The following is a 22,067-nucleotide window of genomic DNA, read 5'->3' as shown; positions in this document are numbered from 1 at the left end:
GTGAGTTACGCATCGGCGGCCCTCCGTCCGCGTGAGGTCAGCAGCAGGTATCCGCCCGTCACGACCAGCAGGAAGAGCAGCAGCAGGACGGACATGGCCGAGCCGGTGCCGAAGTTCCAGGTGACGAAGGAGGACTGGTAGATGTGCACCGAGATGAGGTCGGCGGCCTCGGGAGCGGCCTTGCCGAACAGCACGTACGGCGTGTTGAAGTCGTTGAACGTCCACAGGAACAGCACCAGGACCAGCACCTGGTTGACCGGGCGCAGCGAGGGCAGGGTGATGCGGCGGATCTGCTGCCACATCCCGGCGCCGTCCAGCGCGGCGGCCTCGTACAGCTCGCGCGGGATGTTCTGGAGTCCGGCCGTCACGATGAGGAAGGCGAACGGCCAGCCCTTCCACACGGACACGGTCAGCAGGGCGTAGAAGCTGTTGTCGCCGATGAGCCAGAAGGACGGCTTGTCGGTCAGGTGCAGCTGGTCGTGCAGGACGTGGTTCACCAGGCCGTTGTCGTGCTGGAACATGAACACCCAGGTGATGACGGCCGCGTAGACGGGCAGCGCGTACGGCACCAGGAACAGGGCGCGCAGCAGCCCGCGCCCGCGGAAGGCGTCCTGCATGCAGACCGCGGCGGCCGTGCCGATCAGCCAGCACAGGCCGACCGACAGCAGGGTGAAGCCGACGGTGACGCCGAAGGACTGCAGCAGCGCCTTGCCGACGGGGGCGTCGAAGTCCACCGACACCCGGTAGTTGTCGAGGCCGCTCCAGGGGGCGGTGCCCCAGTCGCGGATGTAGAACTGGGTGAGTTCCTTGAAGCTCATCACCACGCCGATGGCCATCGGCACCAGGTGGACGAGGAGTTCGAGGAGCAGGGCGGGCAGGAGCAGCAGGTACGGCAGGGAGAGGCGGCGGATCCGCCCGGTGCGGCGGCGTGGCCCGCGCGCCGCACCGGGGGACGTCTCGCGCACCGGTTCCTTCAGTGCGGTGGTCGTCATCGTGGTCAGGCCGCCGGCATCTGCTGCTGGGCCTTCTCCAGCTTCGCCCTGACCGAGTCGGTGGTCACGGCGCGGCCGGCGGCGGCGTCGGCGAACAGCTCCTTGACGGCCGTACCGACCGTCGTCTCGAACTGCGACTCGGACGGCACCTGGGGCAGCGCGGCGGCGCTCGTGGCGAGGGTGTTCTTCAGCACCGCGGTGGCCGGGGTGCCGAACGCCGGGTCGTCCTGGGCGGAGGTGACCGGCGGGATGGAGCTGTAGGCCGTGTTGAGGATCTTCTGCTCGGCGTCGGAGGTCATGAACTTCACGAACTTTGTGGCGCCGTCGAGGTTGTCGGTGTTCTTGAAGACGGCGATGTTGATGCCCATGACCGCCGAGTTGACCTGGGTGCCGCTGCCAGGCTTCCCGGAGATCACCGGTACGGGCGCGATGCCGTAGGCGTCCTCGCTCATGCCCTGGGACTTCAGGTTCGCGGCGGCGGACTGCCACAGCAGCATGGCCTGCTTGCCCTTGGCGAAGTCGCTGACGGACTGGTTCTGCGCGTACTCGGCGTCGCCGGCCGGGATGACCTCGTGCTCGGCCATCAGGTCGACGTAGCTCTTCACCGCCTCGACCACCTTGGGGCTGGTGAAGTCGGGCTTGCCGTCGGCGGTGAAGAAGTCGGCGCCGTGCTGCTTGGCGAAGACGAAGACGTGGTGGATGTTCTCCGACAGGTTCGCACCCTCCGCGCCGAGCACGGACGCGCCCGCGGCCTTGATCTTCTTGCCGTCGGCGATCAGCTCGTCCCAGGTGGCCGGGGGCTTGCTGATGCCGGCGTCGGCGAAGATCTTCTTATTGTAGTAGAGCGCGTACGCCATCGAGTACAGCGGGACCGCGGCCGGGTCCTTGCCCGGGACACCGGTCGAGCCGAGCGCCGTCTCGGCGAACCGGTCCCGGCCGCCGATCTTCGCGAAGTTCTGCTCGTCCCACGGCAGCAGCGCACCGGTCGCCTGGAGGGAGGCGCTCCAGGTGTTGCCGATGTTCAGCACGTCCGGGCCCTGGCCGGAGGTGGTCGCGGTCAGGATCCGGTTGAGCAGATCCGACCAGGGCACGACCTCCAGCTCGACCTTGATGCCGGTCTGCTTCTCGAACTTGTCCAGCTCGGGCTGGAGCACCTTCTTGTCCATGGCCACGCTGGCGCCCTGGTTGGAGGCCCAGTACGTCAGCGTCCTCGGTGAGTCGTCGGACCCGCCGCCGGTGGACGATCCTCCTCCGCAGGCCGTGGCCGCTAGGGCGAGAGACAGGGTGACGGCGCCTACGGCCGCGGCTCGGATGCTGCGCATGGCTCCCGGGTCCCTTCGGGGATTGCACTCAGGACTTAATTTACGACGTGAGTTAATCCGTAGGGAGGGCGCTCGTCAAGGGATTGCGCACGTCCTGCGCCGCTTCCTGTGCCGCGTCCTGCGCCGCGCCCTGCGTCACGCCTTGCGCCGCACCCTCCGCCGCACCGCCGCCGCGCAGTTCCGGCAGGACCGTGAGGAGGCCGGTGGCGGCCAGGGCGGCACCGAGCCAGAGCGGGGCGCGCAGCCCCCAGGTGTCGATGACGACCGCGCCGACGGAGGAGCCGATGATGACGCCGAGCGTGATGAAGGAGGAGTGGACGGTGTTGACGAGCGGGCCGGCGTTGCCCGCCCGCTGCACCCGGGTGACCATCGCCGGGTTCATGGTGACCCCGACCAGGCCGACACCGAGCATGCAGGCCACCGCGGGGACGGGCGCGCCCGCGAGGACCGCGAATCCGGCCAGGAAGAGCGCGTTGAGCAGCAGGCCCACGGCGAGCACCGGCAGGGTGTACCGGTCGGCGAGCCGGCCCACGACCGTGTTGCCGACGACGGTCGCGGCGCCGTAGGCGATCAGCAGCAGCGGGACGGCGCCGGCGGAGAAGCCGGTGAGACCGGTGAGGATGGGGTTGAAGTAGCTGAAGGCGGAGAAGGTGGCGCCGATGACGAGGGTGCTGGTGGCCAGCGCCCGCCACAGCCGGGGCCGCGCGAAGACACCGGCCTCGGCGCGCAGGCCGCCGCTCGGCGCGGGGTCCAGCCGCGGCACGCCGGCCAGGGTGGCCGCGGCGGCGGCCACGGCGAGCACCGAGACGGCCCAGAACGCGGCCCGCCAGCCGAGCCGTTCACCGATCAGGGTGGACAGCGGCAGGCCGAGCAGGGTGCCGAGCATGAGACCGTTCATGGCCACGGCGACGGCCCGCCCGCGGATCTCGGGCCGGGTGAGCCGGGCGCACAGCGAGAGGGCGACGCCGAAGAACGCCTGCGAGGCGACGCCGGTGACGATGCGGGCGACCAGCATGGTGCCGTAGCCGGTCGCGGTGGCGGCGAGCACGTTGCCGGCCAGGAACACGGCGAAGAGCACGAGCAGGGCGGTGCGGGGCGGGAGTTTCATCACGGCCACGGTGAGCAGTGGCCCGCCGGCGGCCATGGCGGCGGCGAACGCGGTGATGAGGTAGCCGATCTGCGGGACGGTGGCGTGCAGTCCGGCGGCCATTTGCGGCATCAGTCCGGCGACCGCGAACTCGCTGGTCACCATGGCGAAGATGCCGAGCGCCAGGACGTAGACGGCACGGGGCACGGAGGACTCCTTCAGTGTTTTGGATTGATCAGTTCAAAACTTGGGCGTGGGAGGTTCTGCATCGGTCGGTTCAAAAAGAGGGGACGACAAGCGGCCCGGGGCCCGGGGCGACTCCGGGCCGGGTCAGCCGGTCAGCGCGTCCAGGGCGACCGTCACGATCGCCTCCAGGGCGGCCCGGTCCGCGCCGCCCTGCGCGGAGACGCGCAGGCCCGCGACCGTGGCGTTGAGGAACCGGGCCAGGTCGCCCGCGTCCCGGGTCGAGGTGATGCTGCCGTCGCGCCGGCCGGCCTCGACGGCCGCCCGCAGGGCGGCCAGCCGGCCGGCCGTGTCACGCTCCAGCATCCCGGCCGCGGCGGCGTCGCGCCCGGCCAGCTCCACGGTGGTGTTCACCGTGAGGCAGCCCAGGCTCCGGCCGCCCGGCCGGTTCTGCGCGTCACCGTCGAGCACCAGGGCGAACAGCGCGCGGATACGGTCGCCGCCGCTGAGCCCCGGATCCTCCAGCACGGCCAGCTGACGCGCGTTCATCGTGGTCATGTAGCGGTGCAGGGCGCGCCGGAACAGGTCGTGCTTGCTCTTGAAGGTGTTGTAGATGCTGCTGCGCCCCAGTCCGGTGGCGGCGCACAGATCCTGGGTCGAGGTGGCCTCGTAGCCCTTCTCCCAGAAGGTGCGCATCGCCGCGTCCAGGGCCCGTTCCTCGTCGAACGTCCTCGGTCGGGCCATGATCCGACCCTAGCCGTTTTGGACCATGCGTTGCAATACGGTGCGCGCTCCGGCCGGGCACCGGCCCGCACCCCGGGCCACGGGGGCTCGGTGGTGCGGGCCGGCGCCGGAGGGCGCACCCTCACCGGATCACCGGACCGGTACGGGCGCGGGCGCGTAGCCGGCGGGCCGGGTGGTGAAGGTGCCCCGGCCCTGGGTGCGGCTGCGCAACCGGGTGGCGTAGCCGAACAGTTCGGCCAGCGGCACGGTCGCGGTCAGTACGGTCCGGCCGCCGCGGGTCTCGGAGCCGCCGACCCGGCCGCGCCGGGCCGCCAGGTCCCCGAGCACCCCGCCGACCGCGTCCTCCGGCACGGTCACCGTCACCTCGGCGACCGGTTCGAGCAGCGCCGTCGTACACGCGCGCAGGGCCGCGCGCAGGCCGAGCCGGCCGGCGGTGCGGAAGGCCGTGTCGGAGGAGTCCTTCACATGGGTGGAGCCGTCGGTGAGGGTCACGCGCAGCCCGGTCACCGGATGCCCGCCGAGCGGTCCCTCGGCGAGCGCGTCCCGGCAGCCGGCCTCGACGGCGCGCACGTACTCCTGCGGCACCCGCCCGCCGACCACGGCGGAGCGGAACGCGAAGCCGGTGCCGCCCGGTTCGGGTCCGAGCGGCTCGACGTCGAGGACGACGTGCGCGAACTGCCCCGCGCCGCCGTCCTGTTTGACGTGCCGGAACACGAACCCGCCGACCCCGCCGACGACGGTCTCCCGGTAGGCGACCCGGGGGCGGCCCACGGTGACCTCCGGTCCGCCGTCGCGGCGGATCTTCTCCACCGCGACCTCCAGGTGCAGCTCGCCCATCCCGGACAGCACGGTCTGCCCGGTCTCGGCGTCGGTGCGCACCACCAGCGAGGGGTCCTCCTCGGCGATCCGGGCCAGCGCCGCCGCGAGCCGCCCGGTGTCCGTGCCGCGCCGCGCCTCGACGGCCACCGAGACCACGGGCTCGGCGGCCACGGGCGCCTCCAGCAGCAGGGGGGCGTCCGGGTCGCACAGCGTGGCACCGGCCCGGGCCGTCTTCACGCCGGCGAGCGCGACGATGTCGCCGGCGACCGCCCGGTCGAGCTGGACGTGCCGGTCCGCCATGAGCCGCAGGATCCGCGCCACCCGCTCGGTGCGTCCGCTGCCGGAGTCCCACACGGTGTCCCCCTTGCGCAGGGTGCCCGAGTAGACGCGCACGCAGGCCAGCCGGCCGGTGGCGGAGGCGTTCACCTTGAACACGAGCCCCGCGAACGGCGCGTCGGGGTCGGCGGCCCGCCGCTGCTCGGCGCCGTCGTGGACACCGCGTACGGCGGGTACGTCCAGCGGGGAGGGCAGGTAGGCCACCATCGCGTCCAGCAGCGGTTCGATGCCGCGGTTGCGGTAGGCGGAGCCGCACAGCACGACGACGCCGTCCCCGCTGCGGGTGAGGTCGCGCAGGGCCGCGGTCAGGGTCGCGGCGCAGAGCGTCTCACGGTCGCAGAACTCCTCCAGGGCGGCCGGATGCCGTTCGGCGACCGCCTCCTCCAGCGCACGCCGCCGCCGTACGGCCTCCTCCCGCAGCGCCTCGGGCACCGCCGCCTCCACGGCCGTGCCCTGCCCGTCGCTCCACACCAGGGACCGCATCCGCACCAGGTCCACGACACCGGTGAAGCCGTCCTCGGCGCCGATCGGCAGCTGGACGACCAGCGGCGCGGGGTGCAGCCGGTCCCGGATGGAGGCGACGGCCCGGTCCAGGTCGGCGCCGGCGCGGTCCAGCTTGTTGACGAACACGATCCTCGGGACGCCGTGCCGGTCGGCCTGCCGCCACACGGACTCGCTCTGCGGTTCGACGCCGGCGACGGCGTCGAACACGGCCACCGCTCCGTCGAGGACGCGCAGCGACCGTTCGACCTCGTCGGCGAAGTCGACGTGGCCGGGCGTGTCGATGAGGTTGATGCGATGGCCGTCCCAGGCGCAGCTGACCGCGGCGGCGAAGATGGTGATGCCCCGGTCGCGTTCCTGCGGGTCGAAGTCGGTGACGGTGGTGCCCTCGTGCACCTCGCCCCGTTTGTGGGTGATGCCCGTCGCGTAGAGGATCCGCTCGGTGACGGTGGTCTTGCCGGCGTCGACGTGGGCGAGGATGCCGAGGTTGCGGACGGCGGCGAGGGTGTCGATGTGGGTGCGCACGGCCCGGTGCCTTTCGGGAAGTGATGCTGGAGAAGGGCAGCGCGATTCCCCGTGTGCCTCGGGGGCGGACGGTACGGCGGCGGCCGGACGGGTGCCGGGCGGGGCGCCGGGATGTCAGCGGGGCGTCACGGGCATCCGGTGCCGGCCGCGCAGCGGGCACCGGACGGACGAGGACACCAGGATCACCTCGGTCCGCGCGGGGGGAACGACGACGGCGGTACGGTCACGCACGGCCCGGCTCCCCTCGATTTCGATCGTCACGGCTCACGCGGCGCGCCGCCGTGGTGTCGGTGCGGCACGCGGTGTGGTGGCGAGTCTAGGAAAACGATCAGCCGGGGAGTACCGATTTTCTTCCTGCCCGGGGCGACCCGCCGGCACCCTGCGGGCGGTCCGCCGCCCCCGGGACAACGAAGAGACCCCATGGCCGCAGCCATGGGGTCTCCTGTCGGTGTCCGAGGGGGGACTTGAACCCCCACGCCCGATAAAGGGCACTAGCACCTCAAGCTAGCGCGTCTGCCATTCCGCCACCCGGACTAGGTGTCTGCCGCCTTGCGGGGTGTGTTCCCCGCGGCGACATGGACAACAATACCAAGGTTTCGGAGTGCGTTTCACCTGCGTATCCGTCCGCGGGACGGCACGGGGCCGCAGGATTGCCGACGGTATACAGTCCGCGAGATCCTGTGCGCCGACCGTGAGGATCGCCCACCGGACCCCGGTGACCGAAAAGCGACGAGGCCCCCTGGACACCGTCCACCGGATGCGGGATAAAGCTCCATACAGTATGCGTCGACTGTATGCAATCTCTGCATGCAGCCTGCGTCCGCCCTCCCACGACGCTCGCGAGCCATCCGCACCCCTCCCCCGACGGACAGGACTCCGCCATGCCCGACGACACCCAGGACGTGATCTCCGGTGGCCATCTCGTTGCCAAGGCACTGAAGGCCGAAGGGGTCGACCGCATCTACACCCTGTGCGGCGGCCACATCATCGACATCTACGACGGCTGCGTCGACGAGGGGATCGAGGTCGTCGACGTACGGCACGAGCAGGTCGCCGCGCACGCCGCCGACGGCTACGCCCGGATCACCGGCAAGCCGGGCTGCGCGGTGGTCACCGCGGGGCCCGGGACGACCGACGCCGTCACCGGCGTGGCCAACGCCTTCCGCGCCGAGTCCCCCATGCTGCTGATCGGCGGCCAGGGCGCGCTCGCCCAGCACCGGATGGGGTCCCTGCAGGACCTGCCGCACGTCGACATGATGGCGCCGATCACCAAGTTCGCGGCGACGGTGCCGGACACGGCACGCGCGGCGGACCTGGTGTCCATGGCCTTCCGTGAGTGCTACCACGGTGCCCCGGGCCCCTCCTTCCTGGAGATCCCCCGGGACGTCCTCGACGCGAAGGTGCCGCGCGCCGGGGCCCGCGTCCCCCGGGCCGGCGCCTACCGCGCCTCCACCCGCTCGGCCGGCGACCCGGAGGCGATCGAGAAGCTCGCCGGCCTGCTCGTCCACGCGGAGAAGCCGGCGATCCTGCTGGGCAGCCAGGTGTGGACGACCCGGGGCACCGAGGCCGCGATCGAGCTGGTGCGCACCCTGGACATCCCGGCGTACATGAACGGCGCCGGACGCGGCACGCTCCCGCCCGGCGACCCGCACCACTTCCAGCTCTCCCGCCGGTACGCCTTCTCGAACGCCGATGTCATCGTGGTCGTCGGCACGCCGTTCGACTTCCGCATGGGCTACGGCAAGCGCCTGTCCCCCGCGGCGACGGTGGTGCAGATCGACCTGGACTACCGCACCGTCGGCAAGAACCGGGACATCGGCCTCGGCATCGTCGGCGACGCCGGACTGGTCCTGGCCTCGGTGACCGCGGCCGCGTCCGGGCGGCCGGGCGGCGCGGCGGCGCGGCGCAAGGAGTGGCTGGACGAGCTGCGCGCGGTCGAGCAGGCGGCGATCGGGAAGCGGCTGCCGCAGCTGCGGTCCGACGCCTCCCCCATCCACCCCTACCGGCTGGTCGGCGAGATCAACGACTTCCTCACCGAGGACTCGGTCTACATCGGCGACGGCGGCGACATCGTCACCTTCTCCGGTCAGGTCGTGCAGCCCAAGTCACCCGGCCACTGGATGGACCCCGGCCCCCTCGGCACCCTCGGCGTCGGCATCCCCTTCGTGCTCGCCGCCAAGCAGGCCCGCCCCGACAAGGAGGTGGTCGCCCTCTTCGGCGACGGCGCCTTCTCCCTCACCGGCTGGGACTTCGAGACCCTCGTCCGTTACGACCTCCCGTTCGTCGGCATCGTCGGCAACAACTCGTCCATGAACCAGATCCGTTACGGCCAGGCCGCCAAGTACGGCAAGGACCGCGAACGCGTCGGCAACACCCTCGGAGACGTCCCGTACGACAAGTTCGCGCAGATCCTCGGCGGTCACGGCGAGGAGGTCCGCGACCCCGCCGACATCGGCCCGGCCCTGCGCCGGGCCCGCGAGTCGGGCAAGCCGTCCCTGGTCAACGTCTGGATCGACCCGGACGCGTACGCCCCCGGAACCATGAACCAGACCATGTACAAGTGAGGTGAAGCCCGTGACCGCCAAGGCACTCCACGGCATCCGCGTCCTCGACATGACGCACGTCCAGTCCGGGCCCTCCGCCACCCAGCTCCTGGCCTGGCTCGGCGCGGACGTGCTCAAGCTGGAGGCACCGGCCGGCGACATCACCCGCAGGCAGCTGCGGGACCTGCCGGACGTCGACTCCCTCTACTTCACGATGCTCAACTGCAACAAGCGGAGCATCACCCTGAACACCAAGACCGAGCGCGGCCAGGAGATCCTCACCGAGCTGATCCGGCGCTCGGACGTCATGGTCGAGAACTTCGGGCCGGGCGCGGTGGACCGGATGGGGTTCACCTGGGACCGCGTCAGGGAGATCAATCCACGGATCGTCTACGCCTCCATCAAGGGGTTCGGGGACGGCCCGTACACCGGCTTCAAGGCGTACGAGGTCGTCGCGCAGGCCATGGGCGGGTCGATGTCGACCACCGGTTTCGAGGACGGGCCGCCGCTGGCGACGGGGGCCCAGATAGGGGACTCGGGGACGGGGGTGCACGCCGTGGCGGGGATCCTCGCGGCGCTCTTCCAGCGCGAGCGGACCGGGCGGGGGCAGCGGGTCGGCGTGGCCATGCAGCACGCCGTCCTCAACCTGTGCCGGGTGAAGCTGCGGGACCAGCAGCGGCTGGCACACGGGCCGCTCCCCGAATACCCCAACGACGACTTCGGCACGGAGGTTCCCCGCTCGGGCAACGCGTCCGGCGGCGGCCAGCCGGGCTGGGCGGTCAAGTGCGCGCCGGGCGGCCCCAACGACTACGTGTACGTCATCGTGCAGCCCGCCGGCTGGCGGCCGATCACCGGCCTCATCGGCCGGCCGGAACTCGCCGAGGACCCCGAGTGGGCCACCGCGGAGGCCCGGCTGCCGAAGCTGACCAAGATGTTCCAGCTGATCGAGGAGTGGTCGGCCACCCTCCCCAAGTGGGAGGTGCTGCGGCGGCTGACCGCGCACGACATCCCGTGCGGCCCGATCCTGTCCACCAAGGAGATCATCGAGGACCCCTCGCTCGCCGCCAACGAGATGGTGGTGCGCGTCCCGCACCCCGAGCGCGGCGAGTTCGTGACCGTCGGCAGCCCGCTCAAGCTCTCCGACTCCCCCGTGGAGGTGACCGCCTCCCCCCTCCTCGGCGAACACAACCGGGCGGTCTACGTCGGCGAACTGGGCCTCGACGAGGCCGAGCTGCGCCTGCTGCGGTCGAACGGGGTGATCTGACGTGCCGGCGGAAGACCGGGCAGCGCGGGTGCGGGCCCTGCTGGAGTCCGTGCGGGCCGCGGGCCGTACCGCGCTGACCGCGCCCGAGGGCAGGGTGATCGCCGAGGCGTACGGGATCGCCGTACCGGACGAGGAACTGGCGGCCGACGTGGACCAGGCGGTGGCCGCCGCGGCACGGATCGGCGGACCGGTGGTGCTGAAGATCGTCTCGCCGGACATCCTGCACAAGACCGAGGCCGGCGGGGTCGTGGTGGTGCGCTGGAGGTCGTGGCCGAGGTGCGGGCCGCTTTCCACCGGATCGTGGCGAACGCGCGCGCGTACGACGCCGGGGCGCGTGTCACGGGCGTGCAGGTGCAGGAGTTGCTGCCGGCGGGCCGGGAGGTCATCGTCGGCGCGGTCACCGATCCCGCCTTCGGGAAGGTGGTGGCGTTCGGGCTCGGCGGGGTGCTGGTCGAGGTGCTGCGCGATGTGACGTTCCGCCTCGCTCCGGTCTCCGCCGACGAGGCGCTGTCGATGCTCGGCTCCGTCCGGTCGGCGGAGGTCCTGCGCGGGGTCCGCGGGCAGGCCGGGGTGGACCGGCGGGCGGTGGCCGAGCTGATCCGGCGGGTGTCCGAACTGGTCGCGGACTTCCCGGAGATCGGGGAGGTGGACCTCAACCCGGTGATCGCGACGGACCGGGGCGCGGTCGCCGCGGACATCCGGGTGATCCTCGCCGAACGGCCGCAGCCCGCGCGGCGGACGTACACCCGCGAGGAGATCCTGGCCTCGATGCGCCGGCTGATGCAGCCGCGTGCGGTCGCCGTGATCGGCGCCTCCCAGGAGCCCGGCAAGATCGGCAATTCGGTGATGCGCAACCTGCTCGACGGCGGTTTCGCCGGCGAGATCCACCCGGTGAACCCCCGGGCCGGCGACATCCTGGGCCGCAAGGCGTACCCGAGCATCGCGGACGTGCCCGGCGAGGTGGACGTGGCGGTCTTCGCCGTCCCGGCCCGGTCCGTGGCCGCGGCTCTGGAGGAAGCGGGGCGCAAGGGCGTCCCCAACGCGGTCCTCATCCCGTCCGGCTTCGCGGAGACCGGTGAGCACGCGCTCCAGGCGGAGATCGTCGCGATCGCCGAACGGCACGGCGTCCGCCTGCTCGGCCCCAACATCTACGGCTACTACTCCACCTGGCAGGACCTGTGCGCGACGTTCTGCACGCCGTACGACGTCAAGGGCCCGGTGGCGCTGACCTCGCAGTCCGGTGGCATCGGCATGGCGATCCTGGGCTTCGCCCGCACCACGCGGACGGGGGTGTCGGCGATCGTCGGCCTCGGCAACAAGGCGGACCTGGACGAGGACGACCTGCTGACCTGGTTCGGCGAGGACCCGCACACCCAGTGCGTCGCCATGCACCTCGAAGACCTCAAGGACGGCCGGGCGTTCGTGGCGGCGGCCCGCGCGACCGTGCCGAAGAAACCGGTCGTGGTGCTGAAGGCGGGCCGTACGGCGGCGGGTGCGCGGGCGGCCGGCTCGCACACCGGCGCGCTCGCCGGCGACGACGCGGTGTACGACGACATCCTCCGGCAGGCCGGGGTGATCCGGGCGCCGGGCCTGAACGACATGCTGGAGTACGCGCGCGCGTTGCCGGTCCTGCCCACGCCGCGGGGCGACAACGTCGTGATCATCACCGGGGCGGGTGGCAGCGGGGTGCTGCTGTCGGACGCGGTGACGGACAACGGGCTGTCGCTGATGGAGATCCCGCCCGACCTGGACGAGGCGTTCCGCCGGTTCATCCCGCCGTTCGGCGCGGCCGGCAACCCGGTGGACATCACCGGGGGCGAGCCGCCGTCGACGTACGAGGCGACGATCCGGCTGGGCCTGGCGGATCCCCGCGTCCACGCCCTGGTGCTCGGCTACTGGCACACCGTCGTCACTCCGCCGGCGGCGTTCGCGGAACTCACCGCGCGCGTGGTCGCCGAGTTCCGCGAACGGGGCGTTGCGAAGCCGGTCGTGGCCTCCCTCGCCGGTGACGTGGAGGTCGAGGAGGCCTGCCGGTACCTGTTCGAGCGGGGGGTCGTGGCGTACCCGTACACGACCGAGATGCCGGTGGCGGTGCTGGGTGCGAAGTACCGGTGGGCGCGGGCGGCCGGACTGCTGGGGGGCGGTCCATGAGGTGAGCGAGCGGGACCGGCGGCGGTGCGCGCCGCCGGCCCCGGGATCCGTGCGCGCAGGAAAGGCAGCCACCGGGGGGGGCACTGACCGGCACTTTCGATGCAAGGGGCACTGAGCAGCATGAGAACGAGCGACTGCACGACGTCCGTCCCGGGCCACGAGGGGACGGACCGCCACGGCCGGAGGTACCGGATCGGCGGGAGCGACGCCGGTCTGCCGGTCCGGCCGGGGCTGTGCACGGCCGTCCTGCCGTGGGCGGGCGTGACGGGCATCGGCCTCGCCGGGATCGCGTCCGCGCCGGCGGCGGGCGCGCTGCACGCGGGGCCGCCGGGCGGCGCGGGGCATCCGGCCCGGCTGCCGGGCGTCCGGGTGTTCTGCCGGGCGGCCCCCTCTCGCACGGCGCCGGGCGGGCCGAACGCCCGGCGCACCGTGTCCGACCCGCACCCGCTCGGCGAGGAGATGGCGTGACATGACGGCAGACCGGACAGCGACGAACAGCACCGGACCGGCGGATTCCGCTCGCCGGCCGTACCGGGAGGTGACCGACCCGCACGGCCGGGTGTACCGGATCGGCGAGACCGACCGGGACATCCTCGGTCACTCGCGCACGCTCATGGTGTACCTGCCGTGGATCGCCATGATGGCGATCAGCGTGTTCGAGTACGCCTACGGCTCCGCGGAGGACACCCTGTCCCACGCGCACGGCTGGACGCAGTCCGACACCTTCTGGATCCTCAGCGTCTGGGTGTTCTTCCAGGCCGGCATCGCCTTCCCGGCGGGCTGGTTGCGCGAGAGGGGCGTGCTGACCGCCCGTCGCGCGATGTACACGGGCTCCGTCATGTGCCTGATGGGCTTCCTGGCCCTGTCCCACCTGCGCGAGGTGTGGCCCGCGATGCTCGGCTTCGGGGTGGTCGGCGGGGTCGGCTCCGGGCTGGTATACGCGACGTGCATCAACATGGTCGGCAAGTGGTTCCCGGAACGGCGCGGCGCCCGTACCGGGTTCGTCAACGGCGGCTTCGCGTACGGCTCGCTGCCGTTCATCTTCATCTTCAACTACGCCTTCGACACGGCGAACTACCGGACGGTGCTGGACCTCATCGGGGTGTACGTGCTGATCGTGGTGTTCGCCTCGGCGTTCTTCTTCAAGGACCCGCCGAAGAACTGGTGGCCCGCCGACATCGACCCGCTCACCTTCGCCGGCGACCGCAGGAACGCGGTGTCCCTCGCCAAGAACCCTCCCGCGGTACGGCAGTTCACGCCGCGCGAGGCGGTCCGGACCGGCATGCTGCCGCTGATGTGGGTCTCGATCGTGCTGACGGCCGGTGTGTCGATCTTCGGCATCTCCTTCCAGGTCGACTACGCCAAGGAGGTCGGTTTCGGTCCGCTGGTCGCGGCCTCCTCGATGGGCGTGATGGCGGTCGTCAACGGCATCGGCCGGGGGGTCGTGGGCTGGCTGTCGGACCGCTGGGGACGCAAGACGACCCTCGTCTTCGTCATCGTGGTGCTGGGACTGGCCCAGTTCGGGGTGATCTGGGCCGGCGAGGTCGGGAGCGAGCCGCTGTTCCTCATCTTCGCGTTCCTGTCCGGCTTCGGCGGCGGCGCGTTCTACCCGCTGTTCGCGGCGCTCACCCCGGACTACTTCGGGGAGAACTACAACGCCACCAACTACGGCCTGGTGTACAGCGGCAAGCTGGTCAGCGGGCTGTTCGGCGGCGGCCTCGGCTCGATGGTGGTCGGCGCCTGGGGCTACGACGGGGCGTACGCGCTGGCCGGCGGGGTGTCGATGGCGGCGGCGGCCCTCGCCCTGCTGCTGCGGCAGCCGGGCCGGTCGGGCGGCCGGCCGGCACCGGCCGCCCGACCGCACCCGGCCTCCTGACCAGCGCCTCGGCCGCTGTTCCCCCCTCCGCTCGTCGGTGAGCGAGGGGGGAACAGGGCCATGCCGCGGGTGCGGCAGGCGGTGCTCAGGCCGTGTTCCGCTCGTGGTACGACCGCCGGGTGTGCTCGGTGTGTTCGCGCATCAGCCGGGTGGCGCGCTGCTCGTCGCGGTCGGCGATCGCGGTGATCAGCGCGCGGTGCTCGATCCAGGACTGCCGGCCGCGCTGCCGGGCCACCGGCGTGTAGTACCAGCGGACCCGCCGGTCGACGCGGGCGGCGAGCTCGGCGAGGACCGCGTTGCCGGCCAGCTCCATGACCTTGGCGTGGAAGGCCGCGTTGAGGGCGACGGCACGGTCCACGTCCTCGGCCGCCACCGCCTCCTCGCCCTCGGCGCACAGCTCCTCCAGGGCGGCGATGCCGGGGCTGCCCGCGTGCGCGGCGGCCAGCCGGGCCGCTTCCGCCTCCAGCAGGGTGCGGACCGTGAGCAGCTGGTCGGCCTCCTCCTCGGTCGGCTCGTGCACGAACGCACCCTGTGCGGGCCGCAGATCGACCCACCCCTCGGTGTTCAGCCGCTGGAGCGCCTCGCGCACGGGCTGCCGGGAGACACCGAGGTGCCCGGCGAGTTCGCTCTCCACGAGGTGCTGACCCGGTTGCAGGGCCCGGGTGGTGATCAGCTCCAGCAGTGCCTCGTACACGCGTTCCCGCAGCGGTCCGGGCCGTTCCAGCCTGGGCACCGCCCCCTGCGGCAGTCCGGTCGACAACATCGCGGTCCCCTCCTGGGCGGGTCTGGACGCGTAGGCGCTGGACGCTCAGTATCGATTGTCTTTCGTCTACAGTCTACGGCCCACAGAATCCGGAGTTCGGTCGTATCCGATCATGATCGAATATGTGTCAGTAAGGCATACTTCCAGGGAGTTGATCACTGAACGGTCACAATCGCCCGGGGTGACTCGCGCCTCTGGCTGGTTACGGCAGCATCGCAGCGGGCGGGCAACGGAGCCGAGTCCCGGGGGGCGTACAGGATGTCCCCCTCCACCGACGGGCGAGTGCTTTGGCCGGCGACATGACACACATACAGGAACTGACCGACAGTGAACTCACCGCGCGCTGGCGCGAGTCGGGCTCCCAGGAGGCGACCGAGGAGCTGCACCGGCGCCATCACCGGGCGCTCGTGGGCTACGCCCGGCTGTGCTCCCGCGACGAGCACACCGCCGAGGACCTGGCGTCCGAGGCGTTCACCAGCGCGCTGGAAGCGGTGCGCTCGGGCCACGGCCCGCACGGCGCATGGCGCCCGTACCTGCTGACCGCGGTGCGGCGGACCGCCGCCCGCTGGTTCACCACCGAGCGGCGCCACCGGCTGGCGCTGGACTTCGAGCAGTGGCTCGACGAGCGCGACCCGGCCGTCGAGGACGCCGAGACGTGGGTCGTGCGCCAGGAGGAGCGCAGCCTCGTCCGCCGTGCCTTCCTCTCGCTGAACGAGCGCTGGCAGACGGTCCTGTGGTACACGGCCGTCGAGCAGGAACCGGCCGGGGCCACCGCGCGACTCATGGGCCTGACGCCGAGCGGGGTGGCGTCGTTGGCGTCCCGGGCCCGGGAGGGGCTGCGCGAGGCCTATCTGACCGCCCACGCCCAGGACGCCCGCGCCGGCGAGGAGTGCCGGCACTTCAGCGCGCTGCTCGGGGCATACGTGCGGCGCGGAGAGCACAAGGCGGGCAGAGCGTTGCAGCGGCACCTGGGGAGCTGCGCCCGCTGCCGGGGAGCGGTGGACGAACTCACTCGTCTCAACGACCGTTTCGGCGCCTACCTCGCCACCGGCGTCCTCCTGTGGGCCGGTCCCGCCTACCTGGCCACCCGGTCCGCGTCCGCGTCCCTCGCCGCGTCGGCCGACGCGGGCCCCGCCCGAGCCGGCAAGGGCGGCAGCCCGCTCACCCGCCCGGCGGCCCTCACGGCGGGCGCGGCGGCCCTGGCGGTCGCCGCCCTGGCCGTCGTGTCCCTGCTGCCCGGGGACCCGGACACCGAGGAGAACCGGCCCGTGCGGGGCCGGCCCTCGCCCACCGTGCCGTACACCTCCGCGCCGGACACTGCCGCGCCGGCCGCCACCGCGCCGAGTCCGCCGCGGCCGGTGTCCACGCCGCCGCGCCCGGCGCCGGCCACCGCACGGCCCTCCGCCGCCCCCGCCGGGGTCCCCCTGGCCGCCTGCACGGGCTTCGACGCGGACGACGGCGAGCTGAAGCCCGCCGCCGACGAGCACGACGTCCCCCGCTCCGTGCCGGGCTGGACGCACAGCTTCCCCGGCGGCTGGCGCGTGGACAACTCCCGGATGCCCGACAACGGTGTCAGGGAATGGCGCGGCTGGACCCTGACGACCCGGGACTTCTGGGAACGCACCGCCCCGGGGCAGTACCGTGAGGACTTCTCGCTCGGGCGGCGGGTGATCGCCGTCGCGGATCCGGACGAGTGGAACGACCTCGGCGAACCGTCCCGGACCAGCACGTTCGATTCGACCCTCGTCTCACCGGCCTGCGCCACCCCGCCCGGCGGCCGGCTCACGCTCAGCTACGTGACCCACTACTGGCAGCTGGGAGCCCAGCGCGGAGAGGTCCTGGTGTCCTTCGACTCCGGCCCGGACCGCCTGCTCAAGGCCTACGCCGCCGACCGGTTCGACAGCAGGGAGAGCCTGGCCGTCACCGTGCCCCGGGGGGCCCGGACGGTCACCGTGAAGTTCCGCCTGAGGGACGCCCGCAACGACTGGTACTGGGCCCTGGACGACGTACGCCTCTCCTGAGCGCTTGGTAATGGTTCGGCAAAGCAGCGGGACGGCAGGCGTGGGGGCTCCTCTCTGTGGCGGAGCCGCTCGCGGCGCCGCCGCGGACGACGGCGGCGCGCGGCTCCCCGGGCAGCAGCGGAGAAAGGGGCGGACGTTGACCGACTGGTCTGCGGCGGACAGGACATTTGAGCACGGCAGGGAGACGACCGAGGGAGAAGAAACGTTTGGCCATGCGCCCGGGGAGCAGCACGGGACTCTCGGGCGGAGCCGTCCGCTGTCCCTGCTCGCCGCCGCCCTGACGTGCGAACCGGCCCAGGGCGAGGCGATCCTGCTGGACCTGGCGCGCCGGGCCGGGTGGCGCCTGCCGCCGCGGCTGCACGCCGTGGCCACCGCGCCGCCCGCCCCCACCGGGCTCCCCCGCTGCGGGCCGGGCTGGCTGGCCGAATGGGGCGGCGCACAGCCGTACGTCCTGATCGCTCAGCCCGGGCCCGAACCGGCCGGGCTGCTGGACCGGCTGCTCCCAGGCCGTCCCGTGGTCGTCGGGCCGGCGCTCGCCAGGGAACAGGCCGGGACCTCCCTGCGGTGGGCCCGCACCCTGCTCTCCCTCGCGGTCGACCCCGCCCGGCCCGCCGGGCCGGTGTACGTGGACGACCACCTGCCGGCTCTGCTGCTGGCGCAAGACGAGACGCTGCTGCTCCAGCTGGTCAGACGACGCCTCGGCCCCCTGTCCGCCCTGCCGCCCGCGCAGGCGGAACGGCTGGCCGAGACCCTGCTGGCGTGGTTCGAGTCCGGCAGCGCGGCGCAGACGGCGCGGCTGCTGCACGTGCATCCGCAGACCGTCCGGTACCGCATCCGTCAGGCCGAGCGGATCTTCGGACGCGAACTGAAAGAACCCCGCCGCCGGCTGGAGTTCGTCCTGGCGCTCAACGGGCTGCGGCTGACGGCGCGGGCCCGCCGGAGCCGCGCGGCAGCGGCCCTGCGCAGGAGCCGCGGTCACCGCAGCGCGTGACGCGGCGGCTGCCGCGGCACGCCCCTGGCCCCGGCCGGAGGCGGCGGCTCACGGCCACAGGCCCGCGGCCAGCGAGACCAGGAGGACCAGCGCGGCCGCCGCCAGGAGCCCGGCGGGGACCGCGCGCCCGCGGGGCCGGCGTCCCCGCCGCGTGCGCCTGCCGTGTGCGGCACGCGGGCCGGGGACCCGCCGCTGTCCCGCGCCTGCCGGGGCCGGCCGCGCCCCGCCCGCACGGGGACGCGGGGACGCGTCCTTGGCCGTGTGATAGGCACCCGCCGGCCACCAGCCGAGGAGTCTGCGCGGCAGGTGCACGGGCAGCCGGGCCTGCAGACCGCGCAGCTCGCGGAAGAGTTCACGGCAGTCGGCGCACAGCCGCAGATGGCCGGTGTCGTACGGGCCGTCCCAGGATTCCCCGGGGCCCAGCAGCACGCTGTTCACGAAGCGCAGGCACGCGGTCTGCTCCACCCGCTGCGCGTACAGCTCGGCGCAGCGGCGGCGGAACATCCGTCCGGTGTCCACGGCCTCTCGCCACACCTCGCTCTCCGGCAGCCCCGTGACGCGGGCGATCAGCTCGGACGGGTCGCGTTCGACGGACGCGTGCCACAGCACGCACTGCTGCTGCGCGGTCAGCCCGCGGAAGGCGGCGAGGAGTTCACCGTCCTCGTCCAGGGACCACACCGCTCCCGACCCGACCCATGTCCCGAACGACCGTGTGAGCACCGGCTGTTCCGGCCTGGCCCACAGCACGGCGGTGCTGCGGACGCTGTCGAACAGGGCGACGCGCACACATCCCACCGCGTCGGGAGGCGTCCGGGCGGCCCGCAGCCGCAGACCGGTGAACGCGTACGCCGTCAGCTCCGCGGCGTCGTCGGCGGAGACCACGCACGTGCGGGCGTAGGCCCGGACCGCCGCCCCGTGCCGTTCCTCCAGCGCGCGCATGGCCTGCGCGGCCCCTTCACCGGCGGCGGACAGCAGCTCCGCGTCCGACAGTTCGGAGCGACGGAGGCCGGAGGCCAGGAACACGGAACCACCTTCCCGAGAGTCTGGTGCGGGTCACCGACCCGAGCCCTGGCCATCATGGGCCGCTCCCGCCACGCCGCGCGACCGGTTAGTCACAAAGAGACAAAGAACCGCCGTGCCCGACCCGGGCGCTCGCCGCGCACCGGCGGCGGTTCGACGGGCGCCCGGGCGGCGGGTGCCGTCGGCCCGTGCCGGGCACGGAGGCCGGAAGACCGGTCGGCGCGTTCTCAGGGGCCGGCCGCTCCGACGCCGCCGCACTCGGACGGCCACGGTGACCGGCCGGCATGCCCGTGGGCGCTCGGGAGGGCGCCCCGGGCTCAGGGGCAGCGCACCACCTGTCCGGCGTACGACAGGTTGCCGCCGAAGCCGAAGAGCAGGACCGGGTCGCCGGTGCCGAGCGCGCCCCGTTCGAGCAGCTTGGAGAAGGCGAGCGGGATGCTGGCGGCCGAGGTGTTGCCGGACTCGGTCACATCGCGGGCGATGACCGCGTGGCCGGCGCCGAGCTTCTCGGCCAGCGGTTCGATGATCCGCAGGTTGGCCTGGTGCAGCACGACCCCGGCGAGTTCCTCGGGCGCCACGCCGGCCTTCTCGCAGGCCTGGCGGGCGATGGCCGGCAGCCGGGTGGTGGCCCAGCGGTAGACGCTCTGCCCCTCCTGGGCGAACCGCGGCGGCGTCCCCTCGATCCGCACGGCGTGCCCCATCTCCGGCACCGAGCCCCACAGCACCGGCCCGATCCCGGGCTCCTCCCCCGGCGGGCAGGCGGTCAGGACGGCGGCCCCGGCCCCGTCGCCGACGAGGACGCAGGTGCTGCGGTCGGTCCAGTCGGTCACGTCGGACATCTTGTCGGCGCCGATGACCAGGGCACGGGTGGCGGCGCCGGCCCGCAGGGCGTGGTCGGCCGTGGCCAGGGCGTGGGTGAAGCCGGCGCAGACCACGTTGACGTCCATGGCGGCGGGCCGCGGGACGCCGAGCCGGGCCGCGACCCGGGCGGCGGTGTTCGGGGAGCGGTCGATCGCGGTGGAGGTGGCGACGAGGACCAGGTCGATGTCGGCGGGGTCGAGCCCGGCCGCGGCGAGGGCCTTGGCGGCGGCGTGCGCGGCCAGCTCGTCGACGGGCTCGTCGGGGCCGGCGATGTGCCGGGTGCGGATGCCCACCCGGGAGCGGATCCACTCGTCACTGGTGTCGACCATGCCCGCCAGGTCGTCGTTGGTGAGCACCTTGGCGGGCTGATAGTGACCGATGGCGGCGATGCGTGAGCCGTTCATGCCGGGGGATCCCCTCGTGCCGTGGGTAGCGGGATGCACCAGTCTGATCAGTGACTCACGGGTACGAGGGCAGCCAAGGCGACAGGAATCGGGCGCCACGATTGTCGGCTCTCATCAGATTTTCGGACATGCGTGTGATCCGACGCCCCTCCGGACCGCGCCCCACCCCCCAGGTGCAGGACAATCTGCGTCAAGGGCCGTTTCGGCTACCCGCACGCACAGAACCGGGGCTGATCAGAACATGGGACGAGTCACGGAACGACGCAAGGTCCTCCGCATCCGGGACGGCGCGGTCTCCACCCGCCCGGACACGCTCGTCGCCGAGGAACCCCTGGAGATCCGGCTCAACGGCAAGCCGCTCGCGATCACCATGCGCACCCCGGGCGACGACTTCGCCCTGGCGGCCGGCTTCCTGGTGAGCGAGGGCGTCCTGGCCACGGCGGCCGAGCTGCAGAACATCGTCTACTGCGCGGGTGCGACGGCGGACGGCGGCAACACCTACAACGTGGTCGACGTGAAGACCGCGCCGGGCGTCGCCCTCCCGGACGTCAGCCTGGAGCGGAACGTCTACACCTCCTCCTCGTGCGGGCTGTGCGGCAAGGCCAGCCTGGACGCCGTCCGTACGACCGCGCGCTGGCCGATAGCCGACACTCCCCCGCTCCGGGTCGCCCCCGAGCTGCTGGCGAGCCTGCCCGACCGGCTGCGGGAGGCCCAGCGGGTGTTCGACCGGACCGGCGGCCTGCACGCGGCGGCCCTGTTCGACGAGGCGGGGCGGCTGCTGGACAGCCGGGAGGACGTGGGCCGGCACAACGCGGTCGACAAGCTGGTCGGACGGGCGCTGCAGAACGACGCGCTGCCGCTGTCCCGGACGATCCTCATGGTCTCCGGCCGGGCCTCGTTCGAGCTGGCGCAGAAGGCGGTGATGGCGGGCATCCCGGTGCTCGCCGCCGTGTCGGCGCCCTCGTCGCTCGCGGTGGACCTGGCCGCGGAGACCGGCCTCACGCTGGTCGGCTTCCTGCGCGGCAGCTCGATGAACGTGTACGCGGGCGAGGACCGGATCGCCCTGCGGGAGGCCGCCGCCCGCGGCTGACGGGTACGCCGGCCGGCGTCAGCCCTGCGTGCCGGAGATCCGGCGCAACAGGCCGAGGAACTGCTCCCGTTCGGCGGCCGACAGCGGGGCGAGCAGCGCGTCGTTGGCCTCGCGGGCGGCCTTCTCGCAGCGCAGGAGGAGCCGGGCGCCCTCGTCGGTGAGGGAGACGGCGTTCTTGCGCCGGTCGCGGGGGTCGGGGGCGCGCTCGACCAGCCCGGCGGACTGCAGGTCGTTGAGGATGCCGACGACGTCCTTGGGGTCGAGGCCCACGCCGCGCCCGAGGTCGGCCTGGGCCACGGGGGCGAGGTCGCGGACGGCGGAGAGCACGACGTGGTGCCACATCCGGAGCCCTTCGGCGGCGAGGGCGTCGGCGACCAGGGCGCGGCCCCGCGCTGCGGCCCGGCCGAGGAGCCAGCTGGGCAGGGAGCGGATCGCGGGCAGGGGTGCTTCGGCCATGCCGGCAGCCTATCCGAAGAATCATTGGACTTCCCAACGAACCTCCCCTACCGTTGGGGCTCCCAACGATTTCATGGGTGTTCCCCACGATCGACCGCGCCGGGCCCGCCCGGCCCCT

The 22,067-nt window shown here is 72.9% G+C and carries 16 protein-coding genes, 1 tRNA gene and 1 pseudogene; 8 read left to right on the top strand and 10 right to left on the bottom strand.

Going from position 1 to position 22,067, the window contains the following annotated elements:
• Positions 1 to 5: 5 nt before the first annotated feature.
• From CCN44_RS17100 to CCN44_RS17075, 6 genes are all read right to left on the bottom strand, one after another.
• Entirely contained in the window at positions 6 to 992 is a 987-nt protein-coding gene (locus CCN44_RS17100) for a carbohydrate ABC transporter permease (protein ID WP_079081252.1), read from the bottom strand.
• 5 nt (positions 993 to 997) lie between these two features.
• Positions 998 to 2,314 (bottom strand): ABC transporter substrate-binding protein, encoded by a 1,317-nt coding sequence (locus CCN44_RS17095; RefSeq protein WP_059254377.1) that lies wholly within the window; start codon positions 2,312 to 2,314, stop codon positions 998 to 1,000.
• Between the two features lie 52 nt (positions 2,315 to 2,366).
• Positions 2,367 to 3,608: an MFS transporter gene (locus tag CCN44_RS17090; protein WP_079081251.1), complete on the bottom strand. Its 1,242-nt coding sequence runs from the start codon at positions 3,606 to 3,608 to the stop codon at positions 2,367 to 2,369.
• Between the two features lie 123 nt (positions 3,609 to 3,731).
• Positions 3,732 to 4,328 (bottom strand): TetR/AcrR family transcriptional regulator, encoded by a 597-nt coding sequence (locus CCN44_RS17085; protein ID WP_059254375.1) that lies wholly within the window; start codon positions 4,326 to 4,328, stop codon positions 3,732 to 3,734.
• Positions 4,329 to 4,457: 129 nt separating this feature from the next.
• A complete protein-coding gene (gene fusA / locus CCN44_RS17080) occupies positions 4,458 to 6,509 on the bottom strand; it encodes an elongation factor G (protein WP_086698139.1) in 2,052 nt (683 codons plus the stop codon).
• A gap of 449 nt (positions 6,510 to 6,958) precedes the next feature.
• Positions 6,959 to 7,043, bottom strand: a tRNA-Leu gene (locus CCN44_RS17075).
• Positions 7,044 to 7,390: 347 nt separating this feature from the next.
• Here CCN44_RS17075 and CCN44_RS17070 point away from each other — a divergent pair.
• From CCN44_RS17070 to CCN44_RS17050, 5 genes and pseudogenes are all read left to right on the top strand, one after another.
• Positions 7,391 to 9,073 carry a thiamine pyrophosphate-binding protein gene (locus tag CCN44_RS17070; RefSeq protein ID WP_059254365.1) on the top strand — a complete coding sequence of 561 codons (1,683 nt, stop codon included), beginning with the start codon at positions 7,391 to 7,393 and terminating at the stop codon, positions 9,071 to 9,073.
• Between the two features lie 10 nt (positions 9,074 to 9,083).
• Complete coding sequence (gene frc, locus CCN44_RS17065) at positions 9,084 to 10,316, top strand: formyl-CoA transferase (protein WP_079081377.1); 1,233 nt, start codon at positions 9,084 to 9,086, stop codon at positions 10,314 to 10,316.
• A 1-nt stretch (position 10,317) separates the two neighbouring features.
• Positions 10,318 to 12,467, top strand: a pseudogene (locus CCN44_RS17060) (acetate--CoA ligase family protein).
• Between the two features lie 120 nt (positions 12,468 to 12,587).
• Entirely contained in the window at positions 12,588 to 12,935 is a 348-nt protein-coding gene (locus CCN44_RS17055) for a hypothetical protein (RefSeq protein WP_059254361.1), read from the top strand.
• Between the two features lies 1 nt (position 12,936).
• Positions 12,937 to 14,343 (top strand): OFA family MFS transporter, encoded by a 1,407-nt coding sequence (locus tag CCN44_RS17050; RefSeq protein ID WP_208639788.1) that lies wholly within the window; start codon positions 12,937 to 12,939, stop codon positions 14,341 to 14,343.
• An 85-nt stretch (positions 14,344 to 14,428) separates the two neighbouring features.
• Here CCN44_RS17050 and CCN44_RS17045 read toward each other — a convergent pair whose 3' ends face one another.
• Positions 14,429 to 15,106 (bottom strand): GntR family transcriptional regulator, encoded by a 678-nt coding sequence (locus tag CCN44_RS17045; RefSeq protein WP_059254359.1) that lies wholly within the window; start codon positions 15,104 to 15,106, stop codon positions 14,429 to 14,431.
• A 299-nt stretch (positions 15,107 to 15,405) separates the two neighbouring features.
• On the opposite strand from CCN44_RS17045, the gene CCN44_RS17040 reads away from it, so the two are divergent.
• Both CCN44_RS17040 and CCN44_RS17035 read left to right on the top strand, forming a co-directional pair.
• On the top strand, positions 15,406 to 17,127 hold the full coding sequence (locus CCN44_RS17040; RefSeq protein WP_143649806.1) for an RNA polymerase sigma factor: 1,722 nt from the start codon (positions 15,406 to 15,408) through the stop codon (positions 17,125 to 17,127).
• Positions 17,128 to 17,263: 136 nt separating this feature from the next.
• Positions 17,264 to 18,118 (top strand): PucR family transcriptional regulator, encoded by an 855-nt coding sequence (locus CCN44_RS17035; protein ID WP_143649803.1) that lies wholly within the window; start codon positions 17,264 to 17,266, stop codon positions 18,116 to 18,118.
• Between the two features lie 48 nt (positions 18,119 to 18,166).
• On the opposite strand, the gene CCN44_RS17030 is transcribed toward CCN44_RS17035, so the two are convergent.
• Positions 18,167 to 19,141, bottom strand: coding sequence for an RNA polymerase sigma factor (locus CCN44_RS17030; protein ID WP_086698136.1), 975 nt, complete (start codon positions 19,139 to 19,141; stop codon positions 18,167 to 18,169).
• A 314-nt stretch (positions 19,142 to 19,455) separates the two neighbouring features.
• A complete protein-coding gene (locus CCN44_RS17025) occupies positions 19,456 to 20,403 on the bottom strand; it encodes a beta-ketoacyl-ACP synthase III (protein WP_059254351.1) in 948 nt (315 codons plus the stop codon).
• 241 nt (positions 20,404 to 20,644) lie between these two features.
• Here CCN44_RS17025 and fdhD point away from each other — a divergent pair, with 241 nt between their 5' ends.
• Complete coding sequence (fdhD, locus tag CCN44_RS17020; protein ID WP_059254349.1) at positions 20,645 to 21,493, top strand: formate dehydrogenase accessory sulfurtransferase FdhD; 849 nt, start codon at positions 20,645 to 20,647, stop codon at positions 21,491 to 21,493.
• 18 nt (positions 21,494 to 21,511) lie between these two features.
• Here fdhD and CCN44_RS17015 read toward each other — a convergent pair whose 3' ends face one another.
• Positions 21,512 to 21,949 carry a MarR family winged helix-turn-helix transcriptional regulator gene (locus tag CCN44_RS17015; protein ID WP_059254347.1) on the bottom strand — a complete coding sequence of 146 codons (438 nt, stop codon included), beginning with the start codon at positions 21,947 to 21,949 and terminating at the stop codon, positions 21,512 to 21,514.
• Positions 21,950 to 22,067 lie beyond the last annotated feature (118 nt).

Source organism: Streptomyces tricolor, from assembly GCF_002155905.1.
Lineage (GTDB): Bacteria > Actinomycetota > Actinomycetes > Streptomycetales > Streptomycetaceae > Streptomyces > Streptomyces tricolor.
The sequence above is the reverse complement of the archived record's forward strand: the minus strand, read 5'-3'. Positions and strand labels throughout refer to the sequence as shown.

Coding starts and splice junctions, on each gene's coding strand:
- CCN44_RS17100 (WP_079081252.1), bottom strand. CDS start 992: ATGACGACCACCGCACTGAAGGAACCGGTGCGCGAGACGTCCCCCGGT.
- CCN44_RS17095 (WP_059254377.1), bottom strand. CDS start 2,314: ATGCGCAGCATCCGAGCCGCGGCCGTAGGCGCCGTCACCCTGTCTCTC.
- CCN44_RS17085 (WP_059254375.1), bottom strand. CDS start 4,328: ATGGCCCGACCGAGGACGTTCGACGAGGAACGGGCCCTGGACGCGGCG.
- CCN44_RS17070 (WP_059254365.1), top strand. CDS start 7,391: ATGCCCGACGACACCCAGGACGTGATCTCCGGTGGCCATCTCGTTGCC.
- CCN44_RS17055 (WP_059254361.1), top strand. CDS start 12,588: ATGAGAACGAGCGACTGCACGACGTCCGTCCCGGGCCACGAGGGGACG.
- CCN44_RS17050 (WP_208639788.1), top strand. CDS start 12,937: ATGACGGCAGACCGGACAGCGACGAACAGCACCGGACCGGCGGATTCC.
- CCN44_RS17045 (WP_059254359.1), bottom strand. CDS start 15,106: ATGTTGTCGACCGGACTGCCGCAGGGGGCGGTGCCCAGGCTGGAACGG.
- CCN44_RS17040 (WP_143649806.1), top strand. CDS start 15,406: ATGACACACATACAGGAACTGACCGACAGTGAACTCACCGCGCGCTGG.
- CCN44_RS17025 (WP_059254351.1), bottom strand. CDS start 20,403: ATGAACGGCTCACGCATCGCCGCCATCGGTCACTATCAGCCCGCCAAG.
- fdhD (WP_059254349.1), top strand. CDS start 20,645: ATGGGACGAGTCACGGAACGACGCAAGGTCCTCCGCATCCGGGACGGC.
- CCN44_RS17015 (WP_059254347.1), bottom strand. CDS start 21,949: ATGGCCGAAGCACCCCTGCCCGCGATCCGCTCCCTGCCCAGCTGGCTC.